Annotated in this window: 11 protein-coding genes; 5 read left to right on the top strand and 6 right to left on the bottom strand. The window is 65.7% G+C overall.

Going from position 1 to position 13,917, the window contains the following annotated elements; all coding sequences use genetic code 11:
* Positions 1-61: 61 nt before the first annotated feature.
* The 3 genes from ACTJI5_RS18150 to ACTJI5_RS18140 form a co-directional block, all read right to left on the bottom strand.
* Positions 62-520 (bottom strand): DMT family transporter, encoded by a 459-nt coding sequence (locus ACTJI5_RS18150; protein WP_440861293.1) that lies wholly within the window; start codon positions 518-520, stop codon positions 62-64.
* Positions 521-611: 91 nt separating this feature from the next.
* Positions 612-1,214, bottom strand: coding sequence for a glutathione S-transferase family protein (locus tag ACTJI5_RS18145; RefSeq protein WP_440861292.1), 603 nt, complete (start codon positions 1,212-1,214; stop codon positions 612-614).
* A gap of 86 nt (positions 1,215-1,300) precedes the next feature.
* Complete coding sequence (locus ACTJI5_RS18140; RefSeq protein WP_439513170.1) at positions 1,301-1,948, bottom strand: pyridoxamine 5'-phosphate oxidase family protein; 648 nt, start codon at positions 1,946-1,948, stop codon at positions 1,301-1,303.
* A 94-nt stretch (positions 1,949-2,042) separates the two neighbouring features.
* Here ACTJI5_RS18140 and ACTJI5_RS18135 point away from each other — a divergent pair, with 94 nt between their 5' ends.
* Positions 2,043-2,933: a LysR family transcriptional regulator gene (locus tag ACTJI5_RS18135; protein WP_440861291.1), complete on the top strand. Its 891-nt coding sequence runs from the start codon at positions 2,043-2,045 to the stop codon at positions 2,931-2,933.
* Positions 2,934-2,966: 33 nt separating this feature from the next.
* On the opposite strand, the gene ACTJI5_RS18130 is transcribed toward ACTJI5_RS18135, so the two are convergent.
* Entirely contained in the window at positions 2,967-3,437 is a 471-nt protein-coding gene (locus tag ACTJI5_RS18130) for a YybH family protein (RefSeq protein ID WP_440861290.1), read from the bottom strand.
* A gap of 13 nt (positions 3,438-3,450) precedes the next feature.
* The gene (locus ACTJI5_RS18125) at positions 3,451-4,890 is read right to left on the bottom strand and encodes an amidohydrolase family protein (protein ID WP_440861289.1); all 1,440 of its coding nucleotides are present in this window, start codon (positions 4,888-4,890) and stop codon (positions 3,451-3,453) included.
* Between the two features lie 136 nt (positions 4,891-5,026).
* Here ACTJI5_RS18125 and ACTJI5_RS18120 point away from each other — a divergent pair, with 136 nt between their 5' ends.
* From ACTJI5_RS18120 to ACTJI5_RS18105, 4 genes are all read left to right on the top strand, one after another.
* Positions 5,027-5,302, top strand: coding sequence for a hypothetical protein (locus ACTJI5_RS18120; protein ID WP_156419723.1), 276 nt, complete (start codon positions 5,027-5,029; stop codon positions 5,300-5,302).
* A gap of 105 nt (positions 5,303-5,407) precedes the next feature.
* Positions 5,408-8,341 (top strand): TonB-dependent receptor domain-containing protein, encoded by a 2,934-nt coding sequence (locus ACTJI5_RS18115; protein WP_310255668.1) that lies wholly within the window; start codon positions 5,408-5,410, stop codon positions 8,339-8,341.
* 73 nt (positions 8,342-8,414) lie between these two features.
* Positions 8,415-10,061 carry an amidohydrolase family protein gene (locus ACTJI5_RS18110; RefSeq protein WP_440861288.1) on the top strand — a complete coding sequence of 549 codons (1,647 nt, stop codon included), beginning with the start codon at positions 8,415-8,417 and terminating at the stop codon, positions 10,059-10,061.
* Between the two features lie 25 nt (positions 10,062-10,086).
* Positions 10,087-11,877: a DUF885 domain-containing protein gene (locus tag ACTJI5_RS18105; RefSeq protein ID WP_440861287.1), complete on the top strand. Its 1,791-nt coding sequence runs from the start codon at positions 10,087-10,089 to the stop codon at positions 11,875-11,877.
* 85 nt (positions 11,878-11,962) lie between these two features.
* Here ACTJI5_RS18105 and ACTJI5_RS18100 read toward each other — a convergent pair whose 3' ends face one another.
* The gene (locus ACTJI5_RS18100; RefSeq protein ID WP_440861286.1) at positions 11,963-13,804 is read right to left on the bottom strand and encodes a gamma-glutamyltransferase family protein; all 1,842 of its coding nucleotides are present in this window, start codon (positions 13,802-13,804) and stop codon (positions 11,963-11,965) included.
* Positions 13,805-13,917: the final 113 nt, after the last annotated feature.

Here is a 13,917-nt window from a genome sequence, read left to right as displayed (position 1 = left end):
ACCCCGGATCAAGTCCGGGGTGACGATGATAGCGAGGTCGGCTTCCCGTCGAAAGCGGCCTTCAGCTCGTGCGCCGCGCGAGGTACACGCCCGCGACCATCAGCGCGATCCCCGCGATGCGCTTGGCGTCGATCGCCGAGCGCATCGCGCCGAACAGGCCGAAATGATCGATCGTCGCGGCGCTGATCAGCTGGCCGACGAGCACGAAGAAGATCGCGTTGCCGACCCCGAAGCGCGGCGCGATGAAGGTGACCGAGATGGCGTAAAAGGCCATGAACGCCCCGCCGAAGTAGAAATGCGCCGGAATGTCGGGCGACAGCCGTACCTGTCCGAGCGAACCGGTGGCGAGCGCGCCCGTGACCGCGATGAGCAGCCCGAGGGTGAAGAGGATCACCGACGCCGCCATCGGGCTTTCGAGTCGCGCGCCGAGGCCGCCGTTCAACGCGGCGAGGATCGGGATACCGACCCCGGTCAGGAACATGATCGTGGCGAAGGCGGGGGCGGCATTGTTTGCGGTCATCGCTGGGTCTCCTTGGCGGCCTCGGCAGCGCGATAGGCGAGGATGGGCAATCCGCCTAATCCCCAATTGGCGGTCCGGGCCGCGCCGATCGTCACGACGGTGGCCCCCAGCCCGGCATGGCGGGAAAGCCGGGCAGCGCGGCGATCCGGCGGGTCCAGGCGTCGATTGCGGGCCAGCCGGCGAGGTCGATCCCCGCATCGCCCATCAGCGCCAGATACGGACTCGCCGCAAGGTCGGCGATCGTGAGCCGGCCACCGACGAGCCAGTCGCGGTGCGCCAGATGCGCCTCGATCACGGGCAGAAACCGCTCGGTGACCGCCGCGGCATGATCCTCGGGAATCGATATGCCGAACCGCCGCGCGAGGCGGAGCGCGGCGGGGCCGTTCGCGATCTCGTTCGCGGCGTGCGAGAGCCAGAGGGCAATCTCGCCGCGTTCCTCGGGCGTCTGGCCGTCCCACACGCCCGCGCGGTGGCGCGCGGCGAGGCAGGTCAGGATTGCCTGGCTGTCGCGCAGCGTGACATCGCCTTCGACGAACAGCGGGATCTGCGCCATCGGGGTGAGCGCGCGAAAGGCGTCCGACTGGCGTGCCGCGGCGTCGGTCAACCGCTCTTCCCACGGCAGGCCGAGGAAGGCGAGCGCCATGCGAACCTTGTGGGTGTTGCCCGACAGGGGGGTGCCGTAGAGGGTGATCATTGAGGGGTGTTCCTTTTCCTTTTGTCCGACTTGCGTCGGACCCGCACCAGCCCGCTCCCCCACCCGACCTCCCCAACAGTTTATCGTCATGGGAGGTCGGGTGGGGAAGCGGGCTGGTGCGGCATTGAACGAAGCGCCGCGATTTCGGCGCGCAGCTGGTTGATCTCGGCCGCCATCGGGCGGACCGCGGCGGCAATCTCGGCTTCGGTGAAGCGCGGGGTGATGTGCTGCGAGCAATTCCATTCCCAGCCGATGACATCGATGAAGAAGGCGCGTTCGGGGGTCGCGCGATAGCCCTCGGGCATCAATGCGGTGACCGCGGCGGGATCGTCGGCGAGCTCGACACTCACCGCATGGCCGACGAGTTTGAGCCGGTCCTTGTTCGGATAGTCCATCAGGAACAACGAGACGCGGTCGTTGCCGGCAAGGTTGGCGGTGCTGATATATTGGCGGTTGCCGCGATAGTCGGCGAAACCGATGCGATTGCCAGCGATGTGGCGCAGAAAGCCCGCGGGGCCGCCGCGATGCTGCATATAGGGCCAGCCGTCGGCGTTGACGCTCGCCATGTAAAAGCTGTCGCGCAGCGCGATATAGTCGAGCTCCTTGGCGGTCAGCGCGTCGGGGGTGCCGTCGGCCCCGGCGTCCATCTTGATATAGGCGGCGCGCGAGCCATGGCGTTCCTGCACCGCCTTCACCGCGTCGCTGAACAGCGTGTGCCGATAATTTTGCGCCATGGGCCGTTTCCTTTCGGTGAGCGGTCTAGGCTGTTGCGTCGGTCGTGATAATGAGTGAAGATCGAACAAGTTAATTCCGAAAACTGGAATAATCATGGACCGGTTGCTCACGCTCGAAATGTTCGTCGCGGTCGCGACCGAGGGCGGTTTTGCCGCCGCGGCGCGCAAGCTCGGCAGCTCGCCGCCCGCGGTGACGCGCGGAATCGCGGCGCTCGAGGCGCGGCTGGGAACGAGCCTGTTTCACCGCTCGACGCGTGCGGTCGCGCTGACCGATGCGGGCGCGGCGTTTCTGGAGCAGGCGCGCCGCATCCTTGCCGATCTCGCAGGCGCCGAGCGCGAAATCCGCGGCGCCGTGGCCGAACCGCGCGGGCAGCTGCATGTGACAGCGCCGGTGATGTTCGGGCGGCTGCATGTACTGCCCGTCGTGGGCGAACTGATGGCGCTGCACCGCGAGCTGTCGGCGCGGATGATGCTGATCGACCGCAATGTGCGGATCGTCGAGGAGGGGATCGACGTCGCGGTGCGCATCGGTCCGCTGGCGGACTCCGGGTTGAAGGCGGTGCGCATCGGCTGGGTGCGCCAGATGCTTGTCGCGAGCCCCGCCTATCTGGCGCGACGCGGCGCGCCGGCGAGCGTGGCGGAGCTGGCGGGGCATGATGTGATCGCAGCGATGGGGCCGCGCGCCGCGGGCGAATGGCAATTCGTATCGGGACGCTGGCGCGTCGAACCGCGCCCGCGGCTGGTGCTCAACACCGTCGATGGCATTTTGGCGGCGGCCGAGGCGGGGCTGGGGATCGCCAATCTCTTGAGTTACCAGCTCGCCGCGGCGGTCGATGCGGGGCGGTTGATCGCGTTGCTCGCCGACGAGCAGCCGCCCGCGCTGCCGGTGCATCTGTTGTTCGAACCGTCGCGCGCGGGGCTGCCCGCGGTGCGGCTGTTCATCGCGGCGATGAAGGCGCGGATGCGAATGGTGGGGCTGGTTTGAGGGTGGGGGCTGGCGGGTGGCGGCTGAGGCAGGTTATTTCGCGGCCGGCGCTGCGGGGTCGTAGGACGAAACATGGTTCATCGCGATCACCCAGCGGCCGTCGATCTTGCGAAACAGACGGGTGTTGATCCCTTCTTGCGACCGCTCGGGCCGCGCGAGATGATAGTGGCTGATGAGCAGCGCGGCGTCGGGCGCGAGGATGTCGATGCTGATGTCATAGAAATGGAGCGTGCCGCGCCGCCCGGGTGAGCCGCCATAGTCGCGGACATAATGGTCGAGCGTGCCCTGCCACCCGTCCTGAATCTTGCCGCCCGAGACGAAGGTCACCCCGGGGTTCCAGAAGCCCGCCATATAGCCGGTAAAATCGCTGCGGTTCCACGCCGCCTCCATATCGGCGACGACCTTCAGGATCGTCGCCTTCTCCGCCGCATCGTCGGCGCGTGCCGGAGTTGTGGCGCCGAACAGCAGCAGCGCCGCCAGCAGCATCCTTATCCACTTCGTCATGGGATCTCTCTCCTCAGGGTTTGCGCAGGAACAGCGGATGTTCGGGCAGGCGCGAGCGATCGACGATCTTCCCGCCCGCGATCACCGTCTCGACCTTTTCGATATTGCGAATGTCGGCGAGCGGGTCGTCCGTCAGCAGGACGAGGTCGGCGATCTTGCCGGGCTCGATCGTGCCGAGGTCGGCGCTCATGCGCGCGGCGGCGGCGCCATGTTTGGTGCCCGCGACGATCGCCTCCATCGGGGTCATGCCGAGTTCGACGAGTCCCTCGATCGCGCGGATCGTGCCGATCCCCGGCTCGGCCTCATCGCCCTTGGGCACGCGGCGGAATTCGGGAGCGTCGCCATAGAAGCTGTCGGTCGCCGGGGTGACCCGGCATCCCGCCTTGATCAGCCGTTCGGCGTTGCGGCGCTGCACGTCCTGATTGTCGTCCATCATTTCGAGCCGCCGCCAGCGTTCGGCGCTGGTCGTCGGGGGCGGCATCTTCGCGATCTTCGCCTCCAGTTCTGCGCGCTTGGCGAGGTGCTTCTTTCGATAGTCGCCGGTGATGTAATTCGACCGGATCCCGCACAGCACATCCTTCTTCACGATCAACGCGATCAGCTCATCAGGCAGGTCGCGGCTCGTCAGCTCGGGATGCTGGATCAGGTCGATCCCCGCCTCGACGGCGAGCGTCAGTCCTTCCGAACTGGTGGCGTGCGTCTCGACCGGCTTGCCGCGCTTGTGGGCTTCCTCGACGATCACCGCCTGCTGGCGCGGCGAAAAGCCGATCAGCGCGGGGCGCAGGAAATGGCTGGTGCCGCCATATTTGATGAAGTCGACCCCCTTGTCGAGATAGCGGTTCATCGCGGCGCGCAGCTCGTCGGGCGTCATGTCCATGATCTCTTCGCCCATGTCCTGCGCGAGCAGGTCGTTCCATTTCTCCTGGAACAGCGACAGGTCCGAATCCTTGGTGAGCGAGAAGGTCAGCGAGAAGGGCCCGCCCCAGCCGAGGATGTTGCCCGCTGCCTTGAGCCTCGCGCCGACGACTTCGCCACGGTCGATGCGGTCGCGCACCGTCAGGATCGGCGGCAAGACGCCATAGCTGTCGCGCATCGTCGTCACGCCATAGGTCAGCGCGCGCTGCGCGAATTCGAGCGCGAGTTCCTCGCCGCGGTCGGCATATTTCAGCGACGTGTCGCGTCGCGCCGGCTGACCATAGACCGAGACATGGACATTGCTGTCGATGAAGCCGGGCAGCAGATAGCGACCGCGGCCGTCGATGACTTGCGCCCCCGCCGTGTCGGCACCGCCCTTGGCGATCGAAACGATCCGGCCCTTTTCGACGACGACGGTCATGCCCGGCTTCGGCGGGGCGCCCGTCCCGTCGATCAGCGTGACGCCGGTGATGGCGATCCGCCCCCCGGCAGGCGCCTCCGCGCGAGTCGCCGCCGGGACGAAAAGCGCGGAAAACATCAGAAACATGCCGGCAAAAGCGGTTCTAAGACAGTTTGTTGCGGTCAAGCGACCCTCCCCGGAAACATGTGGCATTGACTCTTCGAAGATTGAGTATATCGTATTTCGTATACAGTAATAGCAAAAAGGGGTCCTGATGCTGTACCGCGAGGAATTAGCGACGCGTGGCGCCGCCGCTTTTTCGCGGATGGCCGCTCACGCGCCAAGGCTATCCTATCAGACTCAAATGCCCGGAGCCCGCAAGGGCATTCCGGCGGCCACCGATCACCGCCCCGCGCGCGATGAAGGGACGTGTTTCCCCTTCGATCCCGCTGCCAGCGAGGGCGCCCAAAGCTCCGACATGTTCACCGTTCAGCCAGCCGGGTCGCGGCGCGAAAAATCGCGCCTGTCCCGGACAAAAAATGAGGCCTGAGCGGCGTCCGGGGAAGTGTGCAGGAGAACGACGTCGCCCGCCGGTCGGCGGGCGGCACAAGCGAAATCAACGACAGGCCAAAGGCCGTACACAGGGAGCGTCCATATGTCTTACGATCGAATCAATCCGCAGGTCCGTTTTCGCCGCATACTTCTTGCCACCAGCCTGTTGTCCACCATCCTGCTGCCCGGCGTCGCATCCGCGCAGGATGTTGCGGCCGACGAAACCGCCGCTGAAGCGCCGACCGACATCATCGTGACGGGGTCGCGCCTGCAGCGCACCGACCTGACCGCGCCGAGCCCGATCACGGTCGTCGGACAGGAAGATGTCCAGCTGTCGGGCAACCTCACGCTCGAAAAGACGATGAACGAATTCCCGCAGCTCGCCTCGGGCAATACCTCGACCGTCAACAACGGCGGCGGCGCGGGCGTGCTCACCGCGAACCTGCGCGGGCTGGGCGAAACGCGCACGCTGACGCTGGTCAACGGTCGCCGCTTCATTCCGGCGAACTCGAACGGCTCGGTCGACTTGACCAGCATCCCCGACGCGCTGATCAAGCGGGTCGAGGTGATCACCGGCGGTGCGTCGGCGGTCTATGGTTCGGACGCAATCGCGGGCGCGGTGAACTTCATCCTCGACGACAGCTTCGAAGGCCTGCAGATGTCGGCGCAGGCCGGCATTTCGGACCGCGGCGACGCCGCGTCGAAAAAGATCGACATCACCTTCGGCGCCGACCTCGGCGGCGGCCGCGGCAACGTCGCGATTTCGGGCGCCTGGGCAAAACAGGATCCGATCACGCAGGCCGACCGTCCGTTCGGCCGGGTTCCGCTCGCCGAAATCAACGGCCAGCTCGTCTATTCGGGTTCGGGCAACATCCCGGGCACTCGCGTCCCGCTCAGCCAGGCGCAGCGCAATGCGCTGGTCGGCGTCAACTTGACGCCGAGCGGCCCCTGCACCTCGATCACCGGCATCCGCTTCGGCGCCGGCGGCACCCCGCTGCCCTATTGCCAGCCCGAGGACACCTATAATTACGCGCCGTTCAACCTGCTCCAGCGTCCGCTCGAACGCATCAATTTCTCGGCGCTGGCGCATTATGACGTCACCGACCATATCACCGCCTATGCCGAAGCCTTCTTCGTCAACGCGCGCAACAATTCGAAGCTGGCGCCCGACAGTTTCACGCCGGTAACGCCCGGCGCGGCGTCGTCGACGCTGCTCGTGCCGAACTATGCGACCAGTGCCAGCCTGTCGCCCGCAGTGCGCGATTTCTTCATCAACAATCGCGCGCTGTTCGATGCCGATGGTGACGGCACCGCGGCTGTGGTCGGCGGCGGCCGACGCGCCGACGAACTCGGCACGCGCGACAGCTTCTTCGAACGCCAGTCCTATGCGATCACCACCGGCCTGCGCGGCGATTTCGACGTCGGCAAGCATAGCTGGCGCTGGGATGCTTTCTATCAATATCTGCGCAACCGCACCGATACCCGGGCCGAAGGCGTGATCAACCAGACGCGCCTCAGCCTTGGGCTCGATTCGATCGTCAACGGTTCGGGCCAGGTCGTTTGCAGGTCGGGAGTTCCGGGCTGCGTCCCCGTCTCGATCTTCGGCCTCGGTTCGATTTCTCCCCAAGCCGGCGTCTATCTGACGCCGCCGCGTACGAGCCACGACATCTTCGAACGCCAGGTCGCCGGCGCCTCGCTGAGCGGCACGTTGTTCGACCTGCCCGCGGGGCCGGTCGCGGTGGCGGTGGGCGTCGAATATCGCAAGGACAGCTATCAGTCGACGCCGAGCGCGATGGACCTCAACAAGGAATATGGCGCCGCGTCGAACAACGCGCTGTCGGGTTCGTTCGACGTGAAGGAAATCTTCGGCGAAATCCGCATCCCGATCCTGTCGGACACGCCCTTCTTCGACACGCTCGCGATCGAAGGGGCGGCGCGCTATTCGGACTATTCGACCGTCGGCGGGGTCTTCACCTGGAAAGCGGGCGGCGAATGGGCGCCGGTCAGCTGGGTCCGAATTCGCGGTGCGTATAACAGCGCGATCCGCGCGCCGAACATCAACGAGCTGTTTTCGGCCGTCGGTCAGGGCTTCACCGGGGGCACCGATCCGTGTGCGCGTCCGAACCTGACCGGCACCGACCCACGCAGCCAGCAGCTGCGCGACTTCTGCGTCGCGCAGGGCGTTCCTGCGGGCGACATCGCGACCTTCACGCAGGCGACGTTGGGGCTGACGCAGGAAACGGGCGGCAATCCCAACCTGACCGAAGAAAAGTCGAAGACCTACACGATCGGTGCGGTGATCTCGCCGCCGTTCATCCCGCGCCTCAACATCACCGTCGACTATTTCAATGTCGAGGTGAAGGGCGCGATCACGACGATCAACGCGCAGCAGACGCTGAACGACTGCTACACGGGCCTCAACGCGAACAGCCCGACCTGCCGGTCGGTCTTCCGCCTCTCCAGCGGCCAGATCGACTATGTCCGCACCAACCAGAATAATATCGGTGCGCTCAAGGTCCGCGGTCTCGACGTACAGGGCGATTACACCATCCCGCTTCCCGCGGCGCTCGGTGACGATGCCCAGCTGCGCCTGACCGGTGTTGCGAGCTGGCTGTTCGAACGCTCGACGCAGGTGCTCAGCACCGTCGCCCCGCAGGATTGCGCCGGCTTCTATGGCGCGGGCTGTTCGACCGGCACCGGCGGGTTTATCGTTCCGGACTTCAAGCTGAACCTCGGCGCCGCTTACACCAGCGGTCCGCTGAGCATCCGCGGTCAGGCCCGGATGATCGGCGGCCTCAAAGTGTTCCCGACGGTCACCACCACCAATATCAAGACGGCCCCGGCCACCTGGTATTTCGACCTGACCAGCACCTTCGAGATCAACGACAACTTCACCTTCTTCGCCGGCGTCGACAATCTGCTCGACAAGATGCCGCCGATCCTCGGCACCACTTTCGTCGGCGACGCCAACGTCGACGTGTCGCTCTACGACACGCTCGGCCGGCGCTATTTCGCCGGTGTCCGGATGAAGTTCTAAAAAGTTGCTCCCGGCCGGCGGCGCGTTACTGCTCCGCCGGCCTTTCTTTTTCCGCTATGGAAGGCGCTATTTCATGACCTTCAAACCGCGTCGTATCGCCGCCCTGATGGCGGCCGCTTCCTTATTCGCCGTCCTCCCCGTCACCACCGCAGCGGCGCCCGCGCCGGCCGGACAGACGGCGGCCGACGTCATCCCCGCACGCACCGAAGGAATCGGTCCGTTCAAGCGCGTCGTGCTGCGCAACGTCACCATGATCGACGGCACCGGCGCACCCGCGCAGGGTCCGTTCGATATCGTGATCGAGAACGACCGCATCGCGCAGATCAAGTCGATCGGTTCCCCCGGCGCGATCGATCCCACCGAGCGCGCCGCGCCCGGCGATCAGGAGATGGACCTTACCGGCTATTATGTGATGCCGGGGTTCGTCGACGCGCACGTCCACCTTCATTCGCTCAGCGATTCGCAGAAGGTGCCGTCGGACTACATCCTCAAGCTGTGGATGGCCCACGGCATCACCTCGGTCCGCGATCTTGGCAGCGGTCACCCGATCGAATGGCTGGTCGACATCAAGAAGCGCAGCGAGCGCAACGAGATCGTCGCCCCGCGCATCGACATCTATCCGATGTTCCACCAGATTCGCGGGCCGGTGAACGACGCGGCGACAGCGCGCGCAGTTATCCAGGAGGCGAAGAAGCGCGGCGCCGACGGCATCAAGTTCATCGGCGGGGCGCCCGAGGATGTGCTCTTCGCCGCGATCGATGAGACGAAGAAGCAGGGGCTGCACAGCACGATGCACCATGCGCAGCAGCTGGTCGCCTATGCCGATGTGGTGGACACGTCGGGCGCCGGTCTTGAAAGCATGGAGCATTGGTACGGGCTGCCCGAGGCGATGTTCACCGACAAGCGCGTCCAGTCCTTCCCCACCGACTTCATCAACAACGACGAGCAGATGCGCTTCGGCGAAGCCGGGAAGCTGTGGGCGCAAACCGCCGAGCCCGGGTCCGACGCGTGGAACAAGGTCATGGATACGTTGCTCGAACGCAAGTTCGTGCTCGACCCGACCTTCACCGCGTACCTGACCAGCCGCGACTTCATGCGCATGAGCCGCGCGAGCTGGCACGACGAATACACGATGCCCGCGCTGTGGGATTATTATCGCCCCAGCCGCGTCAACCACGGCGCTTACTGGTTCGACTGGACCACCGAGCATGAGATGGCGTGGAAGGACAATTACCGGCGCTGGATGCGCTTCGTGAACGATTACAAGAATCGCGGCGGCCGCGTGACGATCGGCAGCGACGCCGGCTATATCTATAACCTCTATGGCTTCGGCTACATCCAGGAGATGGAGCTGATGCGCGAGGCGGGCTTCAGCTCGCTCGAGGTGATCCACGCCGCGACGCAGGAAGGCGCCCGGCTGCTCGGCCATGACGATCAGGTCGGCACGATCCGCGTCGGGCGCAAGGCCGACCTCGTCGTCGTGAAGGGCAATCCGCTCGCCAACCTCAAGCTGCTGTTCGGCACCGGATCGGTGCGGCTGAACGATGCGACGGGCAAGGTCGAACGCGTCGGCGGCATCGCCTACACGATCAAGGACGGCATCATCTACGACGCGGCGAAGCTGCGCGCCGAAATTCGCGACATGGTGGCGAAATCGAAGGCCGAGCGCGGTTTGCCGCCCGGCCCGATGGTGATCGAAAATGCAGGGACCGCGAACTGATCCGAACGGACAAAGGGAGAAGACAATGAACGGAGTTTCGGTGGCGCGGACGGTCGCGCTGGCGCTGGCGGCCTTTGCCGCGCAGGCGGCGATCGCACAGGCGCCCACGTCGGGCAGCGCGGATGCGCGATTGAAGGCGCTGTACGAGCGCGAATGGGACTGGCGTCAGCAACAGGGGCTGCGCAGCGGCCGCGGCGGCGAAGGCGACGGCCCGACGCATCTGCCCAGGGTCGACGCTGCGACGCAAAAGGCGCGGCTCGATTACTGGACCAAGGCGCTCGCCGAACTCGATGCGATCCCCGCCGATCAGCTTTCGCCCGAAGAGAAGATTAACGCCGCGGTGTTCCGCCAGTCGATCGAAACGATGGCGAACGACATCAAATACAAGACCTATGAGGCGCCGTTCAACGCCGACACCTTCTTCTGGTCGGGGCTCAATCCGCGCAGCGGCGGCTTTGCAACCGCGCAGGCGTATCGCAACTATATCGCCCGGATGCGCGACATCCCGCGCTTCTTCGACGAGCAGACCGCGAATATGCGCGCCGGGCTCGCGCGCGGCTTCAGCGTGCCGCAGATCGCGGTGCAGGGCCGCGACGTCACGATCAAGCCCTATCTGCCCGCCGATCAGACCAACTCATTCTACGACGCGTTCAAGGAAATGCCCTCGACGATCCCCGCCGCCGACCAGGCGGCGCTGCGCGCGGAGGGGGAGAAGGTGATCCGTGAGACCGTCGCGCCCGCCTATGCCAAGCTCTACGCTTTCATCCGCGACGACTATATGAAGAAGGCGCGCACCACGCTGGCGGGCGAGAAGCAACCCGACGGCCCGGCCTTCTATCAGGCGCAGATCAAGGGTTTCACGACGCTCGACCTGACGCCCGAGCAGATCCACCAGATGGGGCTCAAGGAGGTCGCGCGGATCAAGGCCGAGATGGAGCAGGTGAAGGCGAGCACCGGGTTCAAGGGCGACATGCCCGCGTTCCTCAAATTCCTGCGCACCGATCCGCAATTCTATCCCAAGACGCCTTACGAACTGCTCGCCAAATCCTCCTATGTGGCGAAGAGGATGGATGCGAAGCTGCCCGAGACGATCGGCTTCCTGCCGCGGCGGCGCTTTGCGATCCTGCCGGTGCCGCCGGCGCTGGCGCCGATCTATACCGGCGGGCGCGGCGGGCTCGAAAGCTGCCTGATGAACACCTATGATCTGCCGTCGCGGCCGCTCTACACGCTGACCGCGCTCACCATCCACGAATGCAATCCGGGGCACAGCTTCCAGTCGGCGGTCGCGCAGGAAGCGACGCGCCGCCCTGCATTCCGGCGCGCCACCGGCTTTTCGGGCTATGGCGAGGGCTGGGCGCTCTATTGGGAATGGATGGGCAGCAAGCTCGGCATGTACGAGACGCCGTACGAGGATTTCGGTCGCCTCTCCTATGAAATGTGGCGCGCGTCGCGGCTCGTCATCGACACCGGCCTCCACCATTATGGCTGGAGCCGGCAGCAGGCGCAGGACTATCTGCGCGGCAACACCGCGCTGTCCGAGCATGAGATCACGACCGAGATCGATCGCTATATCGCATGGCCGGGACAGGCGCTGGCGTACAAGCTCGGCGAGATGCTGATCCGCCGCAAGCGCGCCGAAGCCGAAGCCGCGCTCGGCGACAAGTTCGACCAGCGCAACTTCCACGACGCGATCCTCGCGCTGGGTTCGGTGCCGCTGCCGGTGCTCGAAGCGCGGCTCGACCAGTTCATCGCCGACGGCGGCGTGAACCCGCCGGGCTTCAACCCCGCGCTGCCCGAGGTCGCCAGCGCGCCGTAGGAATTTCAGTGATCCTGACACTGGGGCGGCCGCAGCGATGCGGTCGCCCTCTTTGTATGCAATGACCCGGCGGCCGCCCTTGCCGTTAATAGGCGAGGGCGCACCCATCGGCGCGCATCTCGCTCGCCGCCGCATAGACGCGCGTTTTGCCGTCCATGCGATGCTCGACGCACTGATAGCGCCCGAAACCGCCATCGGATTCACCCAGGGTCCAGCCGATGTCGGCCAGCTGCCGCTGCGTCGCCGCGGGGACGCCGCTTTCAAGCCGCAGCACGCCATTGATGCCATCGCCCGGCGAATCCTCGCCCATCGTCTCGGACGATCCCTCATGGTGCCAGCGCGGCGAGTCGCCTGCCGCCTGGATCTCCAGCCCGTAATCGACACGGTTGATGATGATCTGCGCCTGCCCCTGCGGCTGCATGTCGCCGCCCATTACGCCGAAACTCATCCACGGCACGTCGCCGCGCGCCGCGAAACCCGGGATGATCGTCTGGAACGGCCGCTTGCCCGGCGCATAGATGTTCGGATGGCCGTCCTGAAGGCTGAACAACTGCCCGCGATCCTGAAACATGAAGCCCAGCCCGTCGGCGACCAGCCCCGACCCCATGCCGCGGAAGTTCGACTGGATCATCGACACCATCATGCCGTCCTTGTCGGCGCAGCTGAAATAGGTGGTGTCGCCGCGGCTCGGCGCCTTCCCCGGATAGACCGGCGACAGCAGCCGGTCGGGGCGGATCAGCTTGGCACGCTCGGCGGCATAGTCCTTCGACACCAGCCATTCGACCGGCACCTTGGCGAAATGCGGATCGGCATAATAACGCGCGCGATCTTCATAGGCGAGGCGCTTGGCCTCGGCCTGCAGATGGATCGACAGCGCCGACTGGAAGCCCGCGCCCTTCAGGTCGAAATTCTCGAGGATGTTGAGCATCTGCAACGTCGCGATGCCCTGCGTGTTCGCGCCGAGCGCATAGACGTCGCTGCCGCGATATCCGGTCTTGTGCGGTTCGATCCATTCGGACTTGTGCGCGGCGAGATCCTCGTAACGCAGCCAGCCGCCGATCCGCTTGAAATAGCTGTCGATCGTGCGCGCGATCTCGCCGGTGTAAAAGGCGTCGCGGCCCCCTTCGGCGATCAGGCGGAAGGTGCGCGCGAGGTCGGGGTTGCGGAATATCTGCCCTGCATTCGGCCCCTTGCCGTCATTGACGCCATAGGTGCGCATCGCATTTTCGATTTCCTCGATCCCGCGGCCAGGCTGGCGGAAATTGGCGAGCGCGCGGCGGATATAATAAGCGATCATGTCGGGCACCGGCGCGCCCGCCTCGGCATGCGCGATGATGGGTTCGAACAGCTCCTTCCACGGCAATTTTCCGTAACGCTGGTGCATCGTCCACCAGCCGTCGACCGCGCCCGGCACCGACACGCTGATCGCGCCATAGGCGGGCAGCGTGCCACCCTTCGCGCGGCTGCGCACCGTCGCGAGGTCGAGTCCGCGTGGGCTCTTCCCCGACCCGGCAAGCCCGGCGAGCTTCTTTGTCTTGGGATCCCAGATCATCGCATAGACGTCGCCGCCGATGCCGTTCGCGGTCGGTTCGAGGAGGCCGAGGCACGCGTTGATCGCGATCGCGGCGTCGACCGCCGACCCGCCGCGCTTCAATATGTCGATCCCCGCCTGCGTCGCGAGCGGATGCGCGGTGCCCGCCGCGCCATGGAGGCCATAAGCCGCGGTGCGCGAGGCGAAGCTTGCACCGACCGGCCGGTCGCCGCCCTGAACGTCGGGCCGGATGAACCGGTCCGCGCCCGCCTCCCAGACCGGCGGCGCCGATCCGCTCGCCTTGGGCGCCGCCTTGGGCTGGCCGCCCTGCGCAAAGCCGGCGGTCGGCAGCAATGCGGCGGCCGGAACGGCGGCAAGGAGTGTGCGACGATGCATGGGTTCAAATCCTTGTGAAAAAAATCATTCTGCGAGATGCGGGCGCGATAGCAAGACCGGATTTGATATACGATCGCGCAAAGGTGCGGCGCGGAAAGCGAAAACCGAAAGGG

This window comes from Sphingopyxis sp. 22461, from assembly GCF_052044915.1.
Classification (GTDB): Bacteria; Pseudomonadota; Alphaproteobacteria; order Sphingomonadales; family Sphingomonadaceae; genus Sphingopyxis.
This window is presented reverse-complemented; position numbering and strand designations above follow the sequence as displayed.

Excerpts from the sequence above, each read along its gene's own strand:
- ACTJI5_RS18150 (WP_440861293.1), bottom strand. The coding sequence starts at position 520 with ATGACCGCAAACAATGCCGCCCCCGCCTTCGCCACGATCATGTTCCTG.
- ACTJI5_RS18145 (WP_440861292.1), bottom strand. The coding sequence starts at position 1,214 with ATGATCACCCTCTACGGCACCCCCCTGTCGGGCAACACCCACAAGGTT.
- ACTJI5_RS18125 (WP_440861289.1), bottom strand. The coding sequence starts at position 4,890 with ATGTTTTCCGCGCTTTTCGTCCCGGCGGCGACTCGCGCGGAGGCGCCT.
- ACTJI5_RS18115 (WP_310255668.1), top strand. The coding sequence starts at position 5,408 with ATGTCTTACGATCGAATCAATCCGCAGGTCCGTTTTCGCCGCATACTT.
- ACTJI5_RS18135 (WP_440861291.1), top strand. The coding sequence starts at position 2,043 with ATGGACCGGTTGCTCACGCTCGAAATGTTCGTCGCGGTCGCGACCGAG.
- ACTJI5_RS18130 (WP_440861290.1), bottom strand. The coding sequence starts at position 3,437 with ATGACGAAGTGGATAAGGATGCTGCTGGCGGCGCTGCTGCTGTTCGGC.
- ACTJI5_RS18100 (WP_440861286.1), bottom strand. The coding sequence starts at position 13,804 with ATGCATCGTCGCACACTCCTTGCCGCCGTTCCGGCCGCCGCATTGCTG.
- ACTJI5_RS18105 (WP_440861287.1), top strand. The coding sequence starts at position 10,087 with ATGAACGGAGTTTCGGTGGCGCGGACGGTCGCGCTGGCGCTGGCGGCC.
- ACTJI5_RS18120 (WP_156419723.1), top strand. The coding sequence starts at position 5,027 with ATGCTGTACCGCGAGGAATTAGCGACGCGTGGCGCCGCCGCTTTTTCG.
- ACTJI5_RS18140 (WP_439513170.1), bottom strand. The coding sequence starts at position 1,948 with ATGGCGCAAAATTATCGGCACACGCTGTTCAGCGACGCGGTGAAGGCG.
- ACTJI5_RS18110 (WP_440861288.1), top strand. The coding sequence starts at position 8,415 with ATGACCTTCAAACCGCGTCGTATCGCCGCCCTGATGGCGGCCGCTTCC.